We start from the raw sequence: 17203 nt of genomic DNA on the forward strand, positions 1-17203 counted from the left end.
ACGGCAGGGCGCCCGCCGTACGGTCAGCCGACGAGCCCGTCAGCCGACGAGGCGGTCAGCCGACGGGTTCGGTCTCGTCGGTGGGGACGTCGTCGATCGTGCGGCGCGGTCCGGTGAACCAGTGCCGGGCCGACAGCATCCACCACAGCCCCACGCCGATCACCATCACGCCGACCACGATGGGCGCGTAGTTCACCGCGGTCCAGGTGAAGTCCTCGCTGAACGGCACGGCCTCCGGGACCAGCGGCATGATGAAGTAGATCGACACGATGACGATCTCGATGACGGCGATCCAGCACATCACCTTGTACTTCGACCCCAGCGTCCACGGGCCGGGCACGAAGCTGTCGCCCATCCGCAGCCGGAGCCAGATCGGGATCGCGAAGGCGATGTAGAGGCCGATGACCGCGACCGAGACGACCGCGTAGAACGCCAGCGGCAGCCCGTTCGGGGCCTCGTAGAGGGCGGGCAGGGTGAGGATCAGCGCCAGCGCGCAGCCGAAGATGATCGCGTTGACCGGGGTGCGGTTCCGGTCGACCTTCGACCACAGCCGCCAGCCGGGGATGGCGCCGTCCCGGGAGAAGGCGTAGGTCATCCGCGACATCGAGGTCACGCAGCTCATGCCGCAGAAGAACTGGCCGATGGTGGAGATCGCGAAGATCGCCGTGGCCAGGTTGCCGGGGAGAGCGGACTCGAAGATGGCGCCCACGAAGCCGCCGGCCTCGTTGACCGCCTCCACGTCGGTGGCCGCGAACAGGAAGGCCAGCAGCAGGATCCAGCCGCCGATCGCCGAGTAGAAGATCGACTGCCAGAGGCCGCGGGCGGCGGCCGTGGAGGCGCCCTGGGTCTCCTCCGACACGTGCGCGCAGGCGTCGAAGCCGGTGATCGTGTACTGGGTGAGCAGGAAGCCCAGCGGCAGCACGTAGAACCAGAACGAGGAGTCGGAGAAGCCGGAGTTGTTGATCGTCTCGGTGAACACGAACGACAGCGACTGGTGCGAGTCCGGGCCGAAGATCAGGATGAGCACGACGACGGCCGCGCCGAACACGTGCCACCACACCGAGACGTTCTGCAGCAGCGCGATCAGCCGGTGACTGAAGATGTTGATCAGAGCGTGCAGCACCAGGATGATCGCGAACAGCAGGAACGTGTTCCGGAGGGAGACCTCGAACCCGGGGACGAACCGGTTGATCGTGATGTTCATGAACGTGGCGCAGCCGTAGTCGACCGAGGCGGTGACCGCGATCAGGCCGATGAGGTTGAACCACCCGGTGAACCAGCCGTGGACCGGCCCGCCCATCTTCGCGGCCCACCAGTAGATGCCCCCCGCGGTGGGGTAGGCCGACACCAGTTCGGACATGCACAGGCCGATGATCAGGATGAAGATCGAGATCAGCGGCCAGCCCCACGAGATGGCGATCGGGCCGCCGTTGTTCCAGGCCTGGCCGAAGGTGGTGAAGCAGCCGGCCAGGATGGAGATGATCGAGAAGGAGATGGCGAAGTTGGAGAAGCCGCTCCAGGTGCGGGAGAGCTCCTGCTTGTAGCCGAGTTCAGCCAGGCGCTTGGCGTCCTCGTCCTGCGGGCTTGGCTTGGTCACTCAAGCCTCCTTGCGTCGTGCGGGGGGTGGAAAACCCGGGGCGTGGGCCCCGGACGTCATCGATCAGCCGCCCGAACCCCGGGTCGTCCAGGTCCCGTACGGCCTGCGCGAACTTGTCGGCAGCCTCGGCGTCGTAGTCGAAGTCGGCGGCGGCCGCCTGCTCCCTCAGCAGTCCGTGGTGGACCGAGAACCAGAGGGTCCAGGTGAGGTTCGACATGATGAGGTTGAGCCTGACCCTGGCCGTCAGTCGTGGGCTGTCCTCGCCGAAATAGGCGCGGGCCAGTTGGCAGGTGAGGTCGGGGTGATAGTCCGCCTCGGCCGCGATGTCGCCCAGCTCGAAGGCCGGGTCGTTGTTCCCGGACAGCTGGTAGTCGACGATCCTGACCCCGTCGCCGCAGTGGATGAAGTTCTCCGGCAGCAGGTCGTTGTGGCAGGGCGCGGAGGGGAGCGGGTCGGCCCCGAGCGCGCGCTCGATCTCCGCGACGGCCGGCAGCCGGTCCTCGAACCCGGCGGGGGTGCCCAGGCCGTGGGCCCCGCACAGGGCCAGGAACTCCTCCAGCTTCCTGAAGATCGAGAAGTCGTTGACGAAGCGCGGCCCCGCGTGCAGCCGCCGGCAGGCCGCCGCCACCGGGCCCGGCATGGCCCGTACGGCGTGCGCGTCCAGGGTCGTGCCCTCGAGGTACTCCAGCAGCAGGGCGCCGGGCATCCGGTGCAGGACCCGGGGGCCGATCCCGGCCTCGGCCGCCCGTAGGGTGTTGGCGATCTCCTGGTCGAGGGGGATGCCGAGCCCCGCCGCCGAGACGCGCGGGTCGAGCACGCGCAGCAGCCAGCGTCGCCCGTCGGCGGCGTCCACGCGCGCGATGCGGTGACTGAGCCCACCCTTGATCGGCGTCTCGGTGACGGGCTGTCCTGCCCATTCCCGGACGGCGGCGAGAGCGTCTGGCATGCCGGACTCCTTTGGCCTACCTTCAGACCATTGATCCGATTCTGCGGACGAGTCGTTACAGAGGGGTTCCCACCTTGAAACTTCCTGATTCCGCGCGGGCCGTCGTGATCGGCGGCGGGGTGGCCGGTTGCAGCGTCGCCTACCACCTGGCGAGGCTCGGCTGGAGAGAGGTGGTCCTGGTCGAGCAGCACGAACTCACCGAGGGCACCACCTGGCACTCTGCCGGGTTCGTGGGCCAGCTCCGCTCGACCGTCACCCAGACCAAGATGATCATGTATTCCGCCGGGCTCTACCCCGAGCTGGCCGAGCTCACCGGCCTCGATCCAGGCTGGCGGGGGGTGGGCGGCCTCCGGCTGGCGACCACGCCCGAACGGGTGGAGGAGTCGCTGCGCCTGGCCGGGGCCGCCGAGACCTACGGGCTGGGGCTGGAGATGCTCTCCGGCGCGCAGGCGGCGCAGCTGCTGCCGCTGCTGGAGACCGCGGACGTGCGCGCCGCGCTCTGGCTGCCCGGCGACGGCTGGCTCGACCCCGCGCTGCTGGCCAGGGCGCTGGCGGCCGGAGCCGAGAAGCTGGGCGTGCGGATCTTCACCGGGATCCGGGTGACCGGCCTCGACGTGGTGGACGGGCGGATCGCGGGGGTACGGCTGGCGACCGCCGGTGAACGGCCGTCGGGGGAGGGCGGGGAGCCCGCGGGCCCGGAGGCGGAGGAGCGGTCGATCGAGGCCGACGTCGTCGTCATCGCCGCCGGGGCGGCCAGCGGGCGGGTGGGCCGGCTGGCCGGGGTGGACATCCCGGTCGTGCCGATCAAGCACCAGTACGTCGTCACCGAGCCGTTCGGGGTCCCCCCGTCCGCGCCCACGGTCCGGGACCCGGACAACATCGTCTACTTCCGGGAGGAGGGCGGCGGAATCCTCGTCGGCGGGTACATCCGCACGCCCGAGATCTGGGACACCCCCGCGCCGCTGGCCGGGCCCCGGACGCTCTTCCCCGCCGACATGCCGAAGTTCCGGGAGTCGTGGGACTCGGCGACCCGGCGGGTTCCGGCGCTGGGCCGTACGGAGATCGTGAAGGTCGTGCACGGGCCCGAGGCGTTCACCCCGGACGGGGAGTTCCTGCTCGGCGAGACCGCGGTGCGCGGCCTGTGGGCGGCGGCCGGGTTCTGCGTGCACGGGCTGGCCGCGGCGGGCGGCGTGGGCAAGGTCATGGCCGAGTGGATCGTGGACGGATCCCCCGAGTACGACGTCTTCGGCATGGACCTGCGCCGCTTCGGCGGGCACGCCCGCTCCGCCTCCTGGGCGCGGGCCAAGGCGCTGGACTCCTACTCGAAGTACTACGACATCGTCTATCCGGGGGAGGAGCGCACCGCCGCCCGGCCGCTGCGCCGATCTCCCGCCTGGACGAGGCACGTGGAGCTGGAGGCGGCATTCGGGGAGAAGGCGGGCTGGGAGCGGGTCAACTGGTTCGAGTCCAACGCGGCGGCGGATGGGGCCGAGCCGGACAGCGGGACACCGGAGGGGACGGCGGCGGACGGCTCCGCGCGGGGGCCCCGGCCGCGGGGGTGGGCCGGGCGGATCTGGTCGCCCGCCGTACGCGCCGAGTGCCTGGCCACCCGGGACGCGGCCGGGCTGTTCGACCAGACCTCCTTCGCCAAGCTGGAGGTCTCCGGGCCCCGGGCCCTCGCGCGGCTCCAGCGGGCCTGCGCGGCGCAGCTCGACCGGCCGGTCGGCTCGGTCGTCTACACCCAGCTGCTGAACGCGCGCGGCGGAGTCGAGGCCGACCTGACCGTCACCCGCCTGGACGACGACCGCTTCCGCCTGGTCACCGGGACCGCCTTCGGCGTCCACGACGCCGCCTGGCTGCGCGGCCACGGCCTGGAGGTGCGCGACGTCACCTCGGCGTACGCCTGCTACTGCCTGTGGGGACCGCGCGCGCTGGACATCCTCGGCTCGCTCTCGCCCGACGAGCTGACCTTCGGCTACATGAAGGCACGGGAGATCGGCGTCGGGAACGTCCCGGTGCTGGCCCAGCGGGTCACGTTCGTCGGCGAGTTCGGCTGGGAGCTGTACTGCCCCGCGGAGTACGGGCTCACGTTGTGGGACGCGCTCATGGAGGCGGGCGCGCCGTACGGCATGCGCCCGGCCGGGTACCGGGCCATCGACTCGATGCGCCTGGAGAAGGGTTACCGGGTCTGGGGCCTGGACATCACCCCGGAGACCACCCCGCTGGAGGCGGGCCTGGGATTCGCGGTGGCCCGGGACAAGGACTTCCTCGGCCGGGACGCGCTCGCCGAGCCCGTCCGGCGGCTGTGCTGCCTGGTCCTGGACGACCCCGCCGAGGTCTGCCTGGGCGGCGAGCCGGTCCGGCTGAACGGCGAGCCCGCCTCCCGCGTGACGAGCGGCGGGTACGGCCACCGGGTGGACCGCTCGATCGCCTACGCCTACCTCCCGGCCGGCACCGCCCCGGGCACCCGCGTCCAGGTCGGCGTGACCGGCACCTGGGTCGACGCCGCCGTCGCGGCGGAACCCCTCTACGACCCGGCCTCCGAACGGGTCAGAAGACTCCCCGCCTGACCGGGCCATCCGCCTTCTGGCCGCATGTGTTACTTTTTGGCCATGCGGTCAGAAAATGAGGCAGACGGCCAGAAAAAACGGTCGTTCATCGAGACGGCCCGCCGGGCCCAGATCGTCGCGTGCGCGATCGAGGTGATCGCCGAGGTCGGCTACGCGCAGACGTCGCTGGCGCTGATCGCGAAGCGGGCGGGGATCAGCAAGGGAGTGATCTCCTACCACTTCAAGGGCAAGGACGAGCTGATCCAGCAGGTGGTCGACGAGGCGTTCACCTCCGGCGACGTCTTCGTCCGCTCCCGGATCGAGGGGCAGACGACCGCGGCCGCCATGCTGAGGGCCTACATCGAGGCGTCGGTCGAGTTCTACCGGACCCACCGGGCGCACATGATCGCCCTGCTCGACATCTGGTCGGCCTTCCGCCACGAGGACGGCAGGCCGAGGCTCGACACGACCGCCAACGAGCCGGAGATGGCCGCCGTCGAGGAGATCCTGCGGTTCGGGCAGCTCGCCGGGGAGTTCCGGGAGTTCTCCACCCGCGTGATGGCCGTCACGCTCAAGCAGGCCGTCGACGGCGTGCTCACCCAGATGGCCGCCTACCCCGATCTCGACTTCGACGCCTACACCCGCGAGCTGGTCACGACCTTCGACCTCGCCACCCGGAAGGAGCGGTGATGACCGCGCACCCCACCCCCGGCCACCCGACCCGGCCCGGCGGGCTCCGGCTGCGGCCGCCGCGGCATCCGGTGGACCGCCGGGCCGTCGGCTGGTGGACGGGGCAGGCGCTGGTGATCGTCGCCCCGCCCGTGCTGGTCCTGCTCCTGCTCGCCCTGCTGATCCCGCCCGCCCGCTTCTGGCTCCTGCTCCCGGCGCTGGTCATCGCCGTTCCCGGCCTGCTCTACACGCTGGTGATGCCGCGGCGGCGCTATCGGGTGCACCGCTGGGAGACCACGGACGACGCGGTCTACGCGGCCTCCGGGTGGATCTGGCAGAAGTGGCGGGTCGCGCCGATGTCCCGGATCCAGACCGTGGACCTGGTCAGGGGGCCGATCCAGCAGATGTTCGGCCTGGCCGGGGTGACCGTGACCACCGCCTCGGCGGCCGGCGCCGTAAAGATCAACGGTCTCGACCGCACCCTCGCCGACGACCTCGTCGAACGCCTCACCGCCCGCACCCAGGCCACCCCCGGAGACGCCACGTGAACGCCCCCGCCGCCCCGGAGAGCCGCGTGGGCGGGAACGGCGAGGCCGGTGCGCCGTGGTCGAGGCTCGATCCGGGGCTGTTCCGGCTCGGCCTGGCGCGGTCGCTGGGGCCGATGGCGCCGATCGCGGTCACCGCGCTGGTCGCCCGTGACCGGCTCAACCTCCAGACGCTCATCACGCTCGGCGGGATCCTCGTCACGCTAGCCGTGATCACGGTGATCGGCCTGGTCCGCTACGCCACCACCCGTTACCGGGTCACCGCCGAGCGGGTGGAGCTCCGCTCCGGGCTGGTCTTCCGGCGGCACCGGTCGGTCCCGCGCGACCGGGTGCGCAGCGTCGACCTCACGGCCGACCCGCTGCGGCGGATCTTCGGCCTGGCCGCGGTGCGGATCGGCACGGGGCAGAACGACGACGAGAAGGGGCTCGTTCTCGACGGGATCTCCCGGAGGGACGCGCGCCTGCTGCGGACGGAGCTGCTGGGCCGTACGGCTCCGGCCGACTCCGTCATCACGGAACTGCGCCCCGCGTGGGTCGGCTACGCGCTGCTGAGCAGCTGGTCGCTGCTCATCGGCCTGGCCCCGTTCGGCGTGTTCTTCCGGGTCCTGGACGCCGTCGGGGTCGACCCCGCAGAGGTCGGCTTCCTGGGCGACCTCTGGGAGAGCGTCACCGCGACCCATCCGGCCGTGGTCGTCGCCGTCGCCCTGGCCATCGTGCTGGCCATCGGCCTGACCGGCACCCTCCTGCTCTACGTGGAGGCGTGGTGGAACTTCCGGCTGACCCGCGAGCCCGACCGCACGTTCTCGATCCGGCGCGGCCTGCTGACCACGAGGTCCGTGGCGCTGGAGGAACGGCGGCTGCACGGGGTCGAGATGGCCGAGCCGCTGCCGCTGCGCTGGGGTCGCGGGGCCAGGGTGAAGGCGGTCGCCACCGGGCTGGGCGAGGACGAGTCGGTCGTCCTGCTGCCGCCCGCCCCGCGCGCCGAGGCCCACCGCGTGGCCGCCGCCGTACTCGCCGGAGACGCCCCGCACACCCCCGCCGGGCTCACCGGGTCCGCCGGTCCGGCTGCGAACGCCGGGTCCTCCGTGGTCGCCGCTGTGCATGCCGGGCACTTCCCGCCCACCTCGGCGTCGCCCATCCTCGCGCCGCTGGCCGTGCACCCCCGCGCCGCCCTCCGCAGGCGGGTCTTCCGGGCGATCTGGCCGCCGGTGGCCGTCGCCGTCCTCTTCGGCGGGCTCGCCGCCTGGCTGAGCTGGGTTCCCGGCCTGCTGTGGGTGGCGGGGCCGGTCATGCTCCCGGTCACGCTGCTCCTGGCGTTCGACGCCTACCGGAACCTGGGACACGGCCTGCACGGGCCCTATCTCGTCACCCGGTACGGCACCGCCCGGCGCAGGACCGTGGCGCTGCGCCGTACCGGGATCATCGGCTGGACGATCAGCCGCTCGCCCTTCCAGCGCAGGGCGGGCCTGCTCACCCTGGGGGCGACGACGGCGGCCGGCGGCGGGATCTACAAGGTGAGGGACGTCTCCGTCGCCGAGGGACTGGCCTTCGCCGAGGAGTCGGTCCCGGGTCTGCTGGCGCCGTTCGTCCACTGAGGCGGTCCGCCTCCTTCCGAGATATACCCCCCTGGGGTTGCAAAGCCTGCTCGCCTATGGCATCTTGGAGGCATCGAGATACCCCATGGGGGTATGAACGAAGGAGGCGGAGATGAACGGCGCAACCAAGGTGGGCGCGTACGTGCTCGGGTTGGCGGCGGTGTTCGGCGGGGCCCTGGGGATCGGCAAGGTCGTCGGGCCGATCGGGGACACCGCGGCCGAGACCTCCCACACCGCGACCGGAACCTCCCATGGCGCGAGCGGGGACTCGCACGGCACGGACCACGCGACCGCCGGTCCGGCGGCGCCCGGCGGGGCCGGAGATGTGCCGGGCGGACTCCAGGTCTCGGCGGCGGGTTACACGCTGGTGCCCCGGACCGACGTGGTCGAGCCGGGCGAGGCCGCCGACTTCCGCTTCTCGGTGATCGGGCCCGACGGCCGGCCGGTGACCCGCTTCACCCCGCAGCACGAGAAGAAGCTGCACTTCATCGTGGTCCGCCGGGACCTGTCCGGGTTCCAGCACCTGCACCCGGAGGAGAAGGGCGACGGGGTCTGGTCGGTTCCGCTGACCCTGCCCGAGGCCGGGGAGTACCGGGCCTTCGCCGACTTCGCCCCCGAGGGCGCGCGCGGGATGACGCTCGGCATGGACCTGTCGGCCCCCGGCGACTACCGCCCCGAGCGGCTGGCCGCGCCCGTCCGCACCGCGACCGTGGACGGCTACACGGTCTCGCTGGCCGGCGACCTCGCGCCCGGGCGCACGAGCAGGCTCACGCTCTCGGTGAGCAAGGGCGGAAAGCCGGTCACCGACCTGGAGCCCTACCTCGGCGCCTACGGCCACCTGGTCGCGCTGCGCGACGGGGACCTGGCCTACCTGCACGTACACCCCGACGGCGAGCCCGGGGACGGGCGGACCGCCGCCGGTCCCGGCATCACCTTCTTCGCCGAGGTGCCGAGCGCGGGGGCCTACCGGCTGTTCCTGGACTTCAAGCACGGCGGCACCGTGCGGACCGCGGAGTTCACCGCGACCGCCGGAGGAGCGACCGTCCCGGAGGGCGGTCCGGGTGCGACGGACGATCCCGCCCCGGAGAAGGGCTCGGAGAAGAGTCCGGAGGAGGGCCCGGCCGGTGAGGACTCCTCGAAGAGTCCCTCCCCCGAGGACTCGCACAACCCCGACGACCACACGCACTGACCAACACATACCCTACGGGGGTGAGGTTCTCAGTCGGCGGCCCCGCCGCCGCGGGGGCCGCCTCCAACGGAAAACCCCGTCCGGGCCCGCTCACTCCCCGAACGCCGGACATCTCATAGAAAGGCGACAGCCATGACCGTCACCACCTACCGCGTCGAGGGCATGACCTGCGGCCACTGCGTCAGCTCCGTCACCTCCGAGGTGAGCAAGATCGACGGCGTCACCGGGGTGGACGTCGACCTGACCGCCAAGCTGGTCACCGTGACCAGCGGCGCGGCCCTCGACGACGCCACCGTGGGCGCCGCGGTCGACGAGGCGGGCTACGAACTCGCCGGGCGCGTCGAGACGGCGGGCGACGAGGCCGCCGAGGCGGCGGGCGCCTGCTGCGGCTCGGGCTGCTGCTCCTGAGCCCCGCCGGGCCGGGCCGATCCTGAGGCCCACCAAGCCGGGCGATCCTGAGCCCCGCTCACGGCCCGGCCGCTCCCGAGCTCCGCGCACGGGCCCGGCCGGTGAGTTCCGTCACCGGCCGGGGCGCCGATTACCCCTCGCGGCCCCGGGCCGCGCACCATTGAAAGACATCTAACGGGAGAAGCGATGTCCATGACCACCACCAGGCCGCCCGCCGGCGGCGGCGAGATCGAAATCGCCATCGGCGGCATGACGTGCGCCTCCTGCGCGAACCGGATCGAGCGCAAGCTCAACAAGCTCGACGGGGTGACCGCGACCGTCAACTACGCCACCGAGAAGGCCAAGGTCGTCTACGGCGGCGACGTCAGCCCCGAGGACCTGGTCGCCGAGGTGGAGAAGGCGGGCTACACCGCCGAGCTGCCCGCCGTACAGCAGGAGGAGGAGCCGCAGGACGAGCGCGACGAGCTCGCGCCGCTGCGCCAGCGCCTGATCACCTCCATCGTGCTCTCGGTGCCGGTCGTCGCGATGGCGATGATCCCGGCGCTGCAGTTCGAGTACTGGCAGTGGCTCTCGCTCACCCTGGCCGCGCCGGTCGTGGTCTACGGCGGCTGGCCGTTCCACCGGGCCGCCTGGACCAACCTGCGCCACGGCACCGCGACCATGGACACCCTGGTCTCGCTCGGCACGCTCGCCGCGTTCGGCTGGTCGCTGTGGGCGCTGTTCCTCGGTACGGCCGGCACTCCCGGCATGACGCACGGCTTCGAGTTCGCCCTGGCCAAGGGCGACGGGGCGGGCAACATCTATCTTGAGGCCGCCGCCGGAGTGATCGCCTTCATCCTGGCCGGGCGCTACTTCGAGGCCCGCTCCAAGCGGCGGGCGGGGGCGGCGCTGCGCGCGCTGCTGTCGATGGGCGCCAAGGAGGTCACGCTGGCCTCCGGGAAGCTCATCCCGGTCGAGCAGCTCAGGGCCGGGGACCGCTTCCTGGTCAGGCCCGGCGAGAAGATCGCCACCGACGGCGTGGTCGAGGAGGGCTCCTCGGCGGTGGACGCCTCGATGCTGACCGGCGAGTCCGTGCCGGTGGAGGTCCGCCCCGGCGACGCCGTGGTCGGCGCGACCGTGAACGCCGGCGGGCGGCTCGTGGTCCGGGCCACCCGGGTCGGCTCCGACACCCAGCTCGCCCAGATGGCCAGGCTGGTGGAGGAGGCGCAGAACGGCAAGGCGCAGGTGCAGCGGCTGGCCGACCGGATCTCCGGGATCTTCGTCCCGATCGTGATCGCCCTGTCGCTGGCCACCCTGGGCTTCTGGCTCGGCACCGGTGACGGTACGGCCGCCGCCTTCACCGCCGCGGTGGCGGTGCTCATCATCGCCTGCCCCTGCGCCCTGGGCCTGGCCACGCCGACTGCGCTCATGGTCGGCACCGGCCGCGGCGCCCAGCTCGGCATCCTGATCAAGGGCCCCGAGGTGCTGGAGTCCACCCGCAGGATCGACACCATCGTCCTGGACAAGACCGGCACCGTGACCTCCGGCACGATGACCCTCAAGGACGTCTTCACCGCCGGGGGCGAGGACCGCGAGGAGGTCCTGCGGCTGGCCGGGGCGCTGGAGTCGGCCTCCGAGCACCCGATCGCCCAGGCGATCGCCCGCGCCGCGGGATCGTCCGCCGCCGTCGAGGACTTCGCCAACGTCGAGGGCCTGGGCGTGCAGGGGATCGTGGACGGCCACGCCGTGCTCGTCGGCCGCCCCCAGCTGCTGGCCGAGTGGTCCCAGCACCTGCCCGCCGATCTGGAGCGCGAGCTCGCCCAGGCCCAGTCCAGGGGCGAGACCGCCGTCGCGGTCGGCTGGGACGGCAGGGCCCGCGCGGTGCTCACCGTGGCCGACGTGGTCAAGCCCACCTCGGCCGAGGCCGTGGCCGCCCTGCGCGCGCTGGGCCTGCGCCCGGTGCTGCTGACCGGTGACAACGAGAAGGTGGCCCGCCAGGTCGCCGACGCGGTCGGCATCGAGGAGGTCGTCGCCGACGTCCTGCCCGCCGACAAGGTCGAGGTGGTCAAGCGGCTGCAGGCCGAGGGCCGCACGGTGGCGATGGTCGGCGACGGCGTCAACGACGCCGCGGCCCTGGCCCAGGCCGATCTCGGCATGGCGATGGGCACCGGCACGGACGTGGCGATCGAGGCCTCCGACCTGACCCTGGTCCGCGGCGACCTGCTGGTGGCCGCCGACGCGATCCGCCTGTCGCGCCGTACGCTCGGCACCATCAAGGGCAACCTGTTCTGGGCCTTCGCCTACAACGTGGCCGCCCTGCCGCTGGCGGCGATGGGCCTGCTCACCCCGATGATCGCCGGTGCCGCGATGGCGTTCTCCTCGGTCTTCGTGGTCAGCAACAGCCTGCGGCTGCGCCGCTTCCGGTAGGCCCCGCGCCGACCGCCGAAAGGCCCCGGTTCCCGCAAGGGGAGCCGGGGCCCCGTCGTGTCCGGGTCAGGCGGCCGACTCCGCGGGGACGGCCGGCGCGGCCGTACGGGAGGCCAGGCGGTGCAGGGCGACCAGGACGTAGCCGAGGGCGGCGAAGAAGAGCGTGAGGAGGACGGCCTGGAGGGCGACGCCGTCGTAGCCGAGCCTGTCGACGTTCAGGAAGGGATAGGGATAGCGGCGGTCGGTGCCGGGCTCCAGCAGGGCGCCGCGGGTCAGGGCGAAGACGAGATAGAAGGCGGGGTAGGCCAGCCAGACCAGCGGCGCCGTCCACGCCGGCCGCAGGGCGCGGTCGAAGACCAGCCAGTCGGCGAAGGCCAGGATCGGCGTGACGTAGTGCAGCAGCAGGTTGCCCATCTGACTGACGTCGTCGCCCTGCCCGTCCGGCAGCAGGCCGAGCGGGCTGGCGCCGTGCATCAGGACGAAGTGGAAGACCAGCCCCGTGATCGAGATGAAGAGGGTCACCGCGCCCTTGAGCAGCGCGGAGGCCACCCCGCGCCACAGCGTCCAGACGTAGTAGGCCACCAGCATGATGTTGCTCTGCACGGTGAAGTAGACGGGCGGGTTGAGCGGGTCGGACGCCGCCAGCCAGGTGCAGACGAGCCCCGCCACGCCTGCGACGACCAGCACGATCCGATACGCGTATGTCCCGTTCACGCGCACACAATACTGGCCAGTAACCGACACATACCAGTCGATAACGGCTTAACCAGTCAGCAATCCGGCGCAGGTCAGCCGGACAGGTGTTCGCGCGCCTCGGCGGTCAGGCGGGTGACGGCGGAACGGAGGCGGGCGAGGTCGGGACCCTCGGCCAGGACGGCGCGGGAGACCGAGGGCAGCACGTTGCGGCGGGCGGCGGCGAACAGGCGGGCGGCGTCGGCGAAGGTGGCGCCCTGGGCGCCGATGCCGGGGGCGAGGATCGGGCCGTTGAGCCGCTCCACCGGATAGTCCAGGTCGCCCAGCGTCGCGCCGAGCACCACGCCGATCGAGCCCAGCGGCCCGGCGTCGCGGTTCAGCCCGCAGACCCGGTCCATGATCGAGCCGGCCACGGTCCGGCCGTCCGGGCCGGTGGCGAGCTGGACCTCGCCGGCCTCCGGGTTGGAGGTCCTGGCCAGCACGAACAGCCCGGCCCCGTGGGCGGACGCCGTGTCGATCATCGGTCGGAGCGACCCGAAGCCCAGGTAGGGGCTGACCGTGACGGCGTCGGCGGCCAGCGGGCTGTCCGGGTCGAGATAGGCCTGCGCGTAGGCGGCGGTGGTGCTACCGATGTCGCCCCGCTTGGCGTCCATGACGACCAGGGCGCCCGCGGCCCGCGCGTCGGCGACCACCGACTCCAGCACGGCCACGCCCCTGCTGCCGAAGCGCTCGAAGAACGCCGACTGCGGCTTGACCACCGCGGCCAGGTCGCCCGCCGCCTCGACGGCCGTGCGGGCGAACTTCTCCAGCCCGGCGGGGGAGTCGTCCAGCCCCCAGGCGTGCAGCAGTGCCGTACCGGGGTCGATCCCCACGCACAGCGGACCCCGGCTGTCGATGCGCGACCGCAGCCGCTCCCCGAATGACGTCATGACACCCCAGGATGCCAGGGCTATCCTGGGACCCGCGCAGCAGGGCGCATCCGGTCCGCGGGAAGGGCGAAGCCCACCTGAGCTCCACCCCATGACATCGGCCCACCTCCTTTTCTGCCCGGCCGCGCGGACATCGGGCATGACGAAAGGGAGGCCATCGTGCCGCTCCTCCGCCTTCCCGACGCTCCCCGCCTCGACCACCTGCGCAAGCAGGCCAAGCGGCTGCTGCGCGAGGTCCGCGCCGCCGACCCCGCCGCGCTGGAGCTGGTCCGGGAGCTCCACCCGCGCGGGCCCGGCGGCCTGACCCTGGCCGGCGCCCAGCTGGTGACCGCCAGGATGTACGGCTTCGCGAGCTGGCCCCGGCTGCGCGCGCACCTCGACACGATCGCCGAGCACTCCCGCTCGCCCCACCGCGTCCCCGAGGCCGCCGACCCGATCGACGAGTTCCTCCGCCTGGCCTGCCTGGACTACGGCAGTCCTTTCCGCGCCGGCCCGGCCCGGGAGATGCTCGCCGCCCGGCCCGGACTCGCCGTCGCGAACGTCCACACGATGGCCGCCACCGGCAGCGCCGAGGCGATGGCCGGGCTGCTGGCCGCCGACCCGTCCCAGGCCGTCCGCCAGGGCGGTCCGCACCGGTGGGAGCCGCTGCTCTATCTCGCCTACGCCCGCGTCGGCGGCGGCGACCCCGTGGCGACCGCCCGGCTCCTGCTCGACCACGGCGCCGATCCCGACGCGGGATACCTGTGGGAAGGGCTGACCTCGCCGTTCACCGCGCTGACCGGCGTCTTCGGCCACGGCGAGAGGAACGAGCCCGCCCACCCGCACGCCGCCGAGCTCGCCCGGCTCCTGCTGGAGCGCGGCGCGGACCCCAACGACGGCCAGACCCTCTACAACCGGGGGCTCGGCGGGTCCGGATCCGACGACACCGAGCACCTGGAACTGCTGCTCGCCCACGGCCTGGGCACCGGGGACGGCGGGCCGTGGCACAAGCGTCTCGGGCCGGCCCACGCCACACCCGCCCAGATGCTCCAGGACGAGGTCCTGACCGCCGCGCTGACGAACCGGCCCCGCCGCCTCCGGCTGCTGATCGAGCACGGCGCCGACGTGAACGGGCGCGGCACCGGGCATCCGGCCTTCGAGGGCCGCACGGCCTACGAGCTCGCCGTGCTGCGGGGCCACACCGAGGTCGCGGAGATGCTCGCCGCGGCGGGGGCGGCCGGTTCCCTGGACGAGGTGGACCTGTTCCTGGCCGCCTGCATGCGCGGGGAGCGCCGCGAGGCGGAGCCCGGCCTCGTGGCTCGGGCGATCGAGCGTGCGCCGTACCTGGTGAACCGGGCCGCGGCGGACGGCCGGGTCGCGGCGGTGCGGCTGATGGCCTCCCTCGGCTTCGACGTCGGCGCGATGCGCGTCGGCACCCCGCTGCACGAGGCCGCCTGGGCCGGGGAACTGGAGACGGTCAGGGCTCTGGTGGAGCTGGGCGCCGACCCGTCGGCCCGGGACCGCGATCACAACGCCACCCCGCGGGACTGGGCCGAGCATGCGGGCCACGCCGAGGTGGCGGCCTATCTCGCGGGTCTCTGAACGGGTCTCTGGGCGGGTCTGTGGGCGGGTCCCTGAGCGGTCCGGCTCCGCAGCTAGATTGTCAGGCGATGACAAAGCGCGGCGCGGGAGCGGGCCGGGAGGGCGGCGATGGGGAAGGCGGAGCGGATCGCCGTACGGGACGAGCTGGCCGCCGCCCTGCCCGAGGCCGGGCAGGCCCTGGTGGACGCCGTCGTGGAGGCCATCCCGGCCTACCGGGCGCTGGACCCCGGCCAGCTCGCCGAGGTGCGGGCGATCGCGGCCTGGGCGCTGACCCGCGCCGTGGACGCGTGGGCCGGCGACACGGCCCTGAGCGAGCAGGACCTCGCGCGCTTCCGGGGGATCGGCGCCGCCCGGGCGGGTGACGGCAGGCCGCTGCCGGCCGTGCTGCGCGCCTACCGGGTCGCGGCGGGCGAGGCCAACGACCTGGTGATGCGCCGGGGCCGGGGCCGCCTGGACGTCGAGGACGTGCTCGCCCTGACCCGCCAGTGGCTCACCGGCCTGGACGAGCTGTCCGAGGCCCTGTTCTCCGGGTACGTCGCGGCCGGGGAGCGGCTGGCGGGCGACCGCGAGCGCGCCGTACGCGACCTGTTCGACGACCTGCTCGCCGGGCGGCAGACCTCTCCCGGCGCGCTCGCCGACCGCTGCCGCAACCTCGGCCTCACCCTGCCGCGCACCCCCGGCCTGCTGCTCGCCGAACCCCTCGACCCGGCCCTGTCCGCCACCCCGGCCGCCGCGTCCTCCCTGCTCGCGGCCGTCCGGTCCGGCGCTCCGCAGACCGGCGCTCCGCAGACCGGCGCCCCCGGAACGGACGGTCCCGGTACGGCGGAGCCCGCCGGGCTGGTGACCACCCGGGGACGGCGCGCGGCCCTGCTGCTGCCGCCGGGGGCGCGGGCCGCCGCGGGGAACGCGGTCGCCGGACGGGGCTGGCGGGGGTGCCTGATCGAGGGCCTGCCCCTGGCGGAGGTCCCCGCGGCCTACCGGCTGGCCGGTGACGCCCTCGACACCGCGCCCGATCACGCCTACGACGACACCGGCCTGCTGGGAGACGGCGACGCCCACGTCCTCGCGCTGCTCAACGCCCGTCCCGGCGCCGACCCGGCGGCGGTGGTCGGCTCGGTCCTCGGGCCGCTCGCCGACCCCCGCCACGCCCACCTGCTGGAGGGGCTCGGCGCCTTCCTGACGACGGGATCGGCCACCGCCGCGGCCGACCTGCTCCACCTTCATCCCCAGACGCTGCGCTATCGCCTGCGCCGGGCCCGCGAGCTCACCGGGCGCGACCCGCGCCGCCCCTGGCAGCGCCTGGTCCTGGACGTCGCCCGGCACCTGGCCGAGATCCGTACGGCCCGGCGCTGACCGCCCCGCCCGGCCGCGCCCTGCGGGCCCCTCAGTTGACGATGTCGCGCGGGGGCTTGCCGTCGAGGTGGTCGGTCACGTTCTGCACCGCCGCCAGGGCGATGCGGACCACGGCCTCCCGCGTCACCCCTCCGGCGTGCGGGGAGAGCACGACGTTGGGGGCGCGCAGCAGCCGCAGGTCGGCGCCAGGCGGCTCCGGGTCGTACACGTCGAGCCCGGCCCCGGCGATGCGGCCGTCGTGCAGGGCGTCGGCCAGGGCCTCCTGGTCGATCAGCGCGCCGCGGGCGGTGTTCACGACGAAGGCGGTCGGCTTGAGCAGGGCCAGGCGACCGGCGTCGAGCAGGTGCCGGGTGGAGTCGTTCAGCGGGGCGTGCAGGCTCACGTAGTCGGAGACGCCCAGCAGCTCCTCCAGCGGCAGGCGGCGCGCCCCCAGGCTCTCCTCGACCTCCGGGCCGGCGGGGGTGCGGGAGGAGTACACCACGGTCATGCCGAAGGCCGCCGCCCGGCGGGCGACCTCCCGGCCGATCATCCCGAGGCCGACGACGCCCAGGGTCTTGCCCGACAGCTCCGTGAGCGAGCCGCGCAGGCGGGGCAGCGCCCACTCGCCCTCGGCCAGGGCGTTGTGGGCCGGGACGATCTGCTTGGCCAGGGCGAGCATGAGCGCGAAGGCCTGCTCGGCGACGCTGTGCCGTTCGGCGTCGCTGGAGCCGATGGTGCACACCGGCACGCCCTGACGGCGGGCC

The 17203-nt window shown here is 73.3% G+C and carries 13 protein-coding genes and 1 pseudogene; 9 read left to right on the forward strand and 5 right to left on the reverse strand.

Translation table 11 applies throughout. The annotated features are described in order from the left end of the window. Positions 1-55 precede the first annotated feature (55 nt). Together Psi01_RS08710 and Psi01_RS08715 are read right to left on the reverse strand one after the other, a co-directional pair. Complete coding sequence (locus Psi01_RS08710; protein WP_204063438.1) at positions 56-1597, reverse strand: amino acid permease; 1542 nt, start codon at positions 1595-1597, stop codon at positions 56-58. Further along, entirely contained in the window at positions 1551-2543 is a 993-nt protein-coding gene (locus Psi01_RS08715; RefSeq protein WP_204063439.1) for a phosphotransferase, read from the reverse strand. The genes Psi01_RS08710 and Psi01_RS08715 overlap by 47 nt, the downstream gene beginning before the upstream one ends. 74 nt (positions 2544-2617) lie before the next feature. Here Psi01_RS08715 and Psi01_RS08720 point away from each other — a divergent pair, with 74 nt between their 5' ends. From Psi01_RS08720 to Psi01_RS08750, 7 genes and pseudogenes are all read left to right on the forward strand, one after another. Next, positions 2618-5113: a GcvT family protein gene (locus Psi01_RS08720; protein WP_204063440.1), complete on the forward strand. Its 2496-nt coding sequence runs from the start codon at positions 2618-2620 to the stop codon at positions 5111-5113. 42 nt (positions 5114-5155) lie between these two features. Beyond that, a complete protein-coding gene (locus Psi01_RS08725) occupies positions 5156-5782 on the forward strand; it encodes a TetR/AcrR family transcriptional regulator (RefSeq protein WP_204063441.1) in 627 nt (208 codons plus the stop codon). Next, positions 5782-6309: a PH domain-containing protein gene (locus Psi01_RS08730; protein WP_204063442.1), complete on the forward strand. Its 528-nt coding sequence runs from the start codon at positions 5782-5784 to the stop codon at positions 6307-6309. The genes Psi01_RS08725 and Psi01_RS08730 overlap by 1 nt, the downstream gene beginning before the upstream one ends. Continuing rightward, entirely contained in the window at positions 6306-7901 is a 1596-nt protein-coding gene (locus Psi01_RS08735; RefSeq protein WP_204063443.1) for a PH domain-containing protein, read from the forward strand. The genes Psi01_RS08730 and Psi01_RS08735 overlap by 4 nt, the downstream gene beginning before the upstream one ends. A gap of 112 nt (positions 7902-8013) precedes the next feature. Continuing rightward, a complete protein-coding gene (locus Psi01_RS08740; RefSeq protein WP_239127341.1) occupies positions 8014-9090 on the forward strand; it encodes a DUF8832 domain-containing protein in 1077 nt (358 codons plus the stop codon). Positions 9091-9222: 132 nt separating this feature from the next. Beyond that, a pseudogene (locus Psi01_RS08745) lies at positions 9223-9426 on the forward strand (heavy-metal-associated domain-containing protein); the annotation flags it as partial. Between the two features lie 258 nt (positions 9427-9684). Continuing rightward, positions 9685-11904, forward strand: a complete 2220-nt coding sequence (locus Psi01_RS08750; protein WP_239127343.1) for a heavy metal translocating P-type ATPase — start codon at positions 9685-9687, stop codon at positions 11902-11904. Between the two features lie 66 nt (positions 11905-11970). On the opposite strand, the gene Psi01_RS08755 is transcribed toward Psi01_RS08750, so the two are convergent. Together Psi01_RS08755 and pyrF are read right to left on the reverse strand one after the other, a co-directional pair. Continuing rightward, positions 11971-12618 carry a Pr6Pr family membrane protein gene (locus Psi01_RS08755; protein WP_204063445.1) on the reverse strand — a complete coding sequence of 216 codons (648 nt, stop codon included), beginning with the start codon at positions 12616-12618 and terminating at the stop codon, positions 11971-11973. A 74-nt stretch (positions 12619-12692) separates the two neighbouring features. Further along, positions 12693-13526: an orotidine-5'-phosphate decarboxylase gene (gene pyrF, locus Psi01_RS08760; protein ID WP_204063446.1), complete on the reverse strand. Its 834-nt coding sequence runs from the start codon at positions 13524-13526 to the stop codon at positions 12693-12695. 159 nt (positions 13527-13685) lie between these two features. On the opposite strand from pyrF, the gene Psi01_RS08765 reads away from it, so the two are divergent. Continuing rightward, the gene (locus Psi01_RS08765) at positions 13686-15107 is read left to right on the forward strand and encodes an ankyrin repeat domain-containing protein (protein WP_204063447.1); all 1422 of its coding nucleotides are present in this window, start codon (positions 13686-13688) and stop codon (positions 15105-15107) included. A gap of 108 nt (positions 15108-15215) precedes the next feature. Then, positions 15216-16460, forward strand: coding sequence for a PucR family transcriptional regulator (locus Psi01_RS08770; RefSeq protein ID WP_204063448.1), 1245 nt, complete (start codon positions 15216-15218; stop codon positions 16458-16460). A 31-nt stretch (positions 16461-16491) separates the two neighbouring features. On the opposite strand, the gene Psi01_RS08775 is transcribed toward Psi01_RS08770, so the two are convergent. Next, the coding region (locus tag Psi01_RS08775) for a 2-hydroxyacid dehydrogenase (RefSeq protein ID WP_275424503.1) at positions 16492-17203 on the reverse strand (712 nt) is incomplete at its 5' end.

Source organism: Paraplanobispora siamensis, assembly GCF_016863175.1.
GTDB lineage: Bacteria > Actinomycetota > Actinomycetes > Streptosporangiales > Streptosporangiaceae > Planobispora > Planobispora siamensis.

Coding starts and splice junctions, on each gene's coding strand:
- Psi01_RS08770 (WP_204063448.1), top strand. CDS start 15,216: ATGGGGAAGGCGGAGCGGATCGCCGTACGGGACGAGCTGGCCGCCGCC.
- pyrF (WP_204063446.1), bottom strand. CDS start 13,526: ATGACGTCATTCGGGGAGCGGCTGCGGTCGCGCATCGACAGCCGGGGT.
- Psi01_RS08715 (WP_204063439.1), bottom strand. CDS start 2,543: ATGCCAGACGCTCTCGCCGCCGTCCGGGAATGGGCAGGACAGCCCGTC.
- Psi01_RS08750 (WP_239127343.1), top strand. CDS start 9,685: ATGTCCATGACCACCACCAGGCCGCCCGCCGGCGGCGGCGAGATCGAA.
- Psi01_RS08725 (WP_204063441.1), top strand. CDS start 5,156: ATGCGGTCAGAAAATGAGGCAGACGGCCAGAAAAAACGGTCGTTCATC.
- Psi01_RS08740 (WP_239127341.1), top strand. CDS start 8,014: ATGAACGGCGCAACCAAGGTGGGCGCGTACGTGCTCGGGTTGGCGGCG.
- Psi01_RS08730 (WP_204063442.1), top strand. CDS start 5,782: ATGACCGCGCACCCCACCCCCGGCCACCCGACCCGGCCCGGCGGGCTC.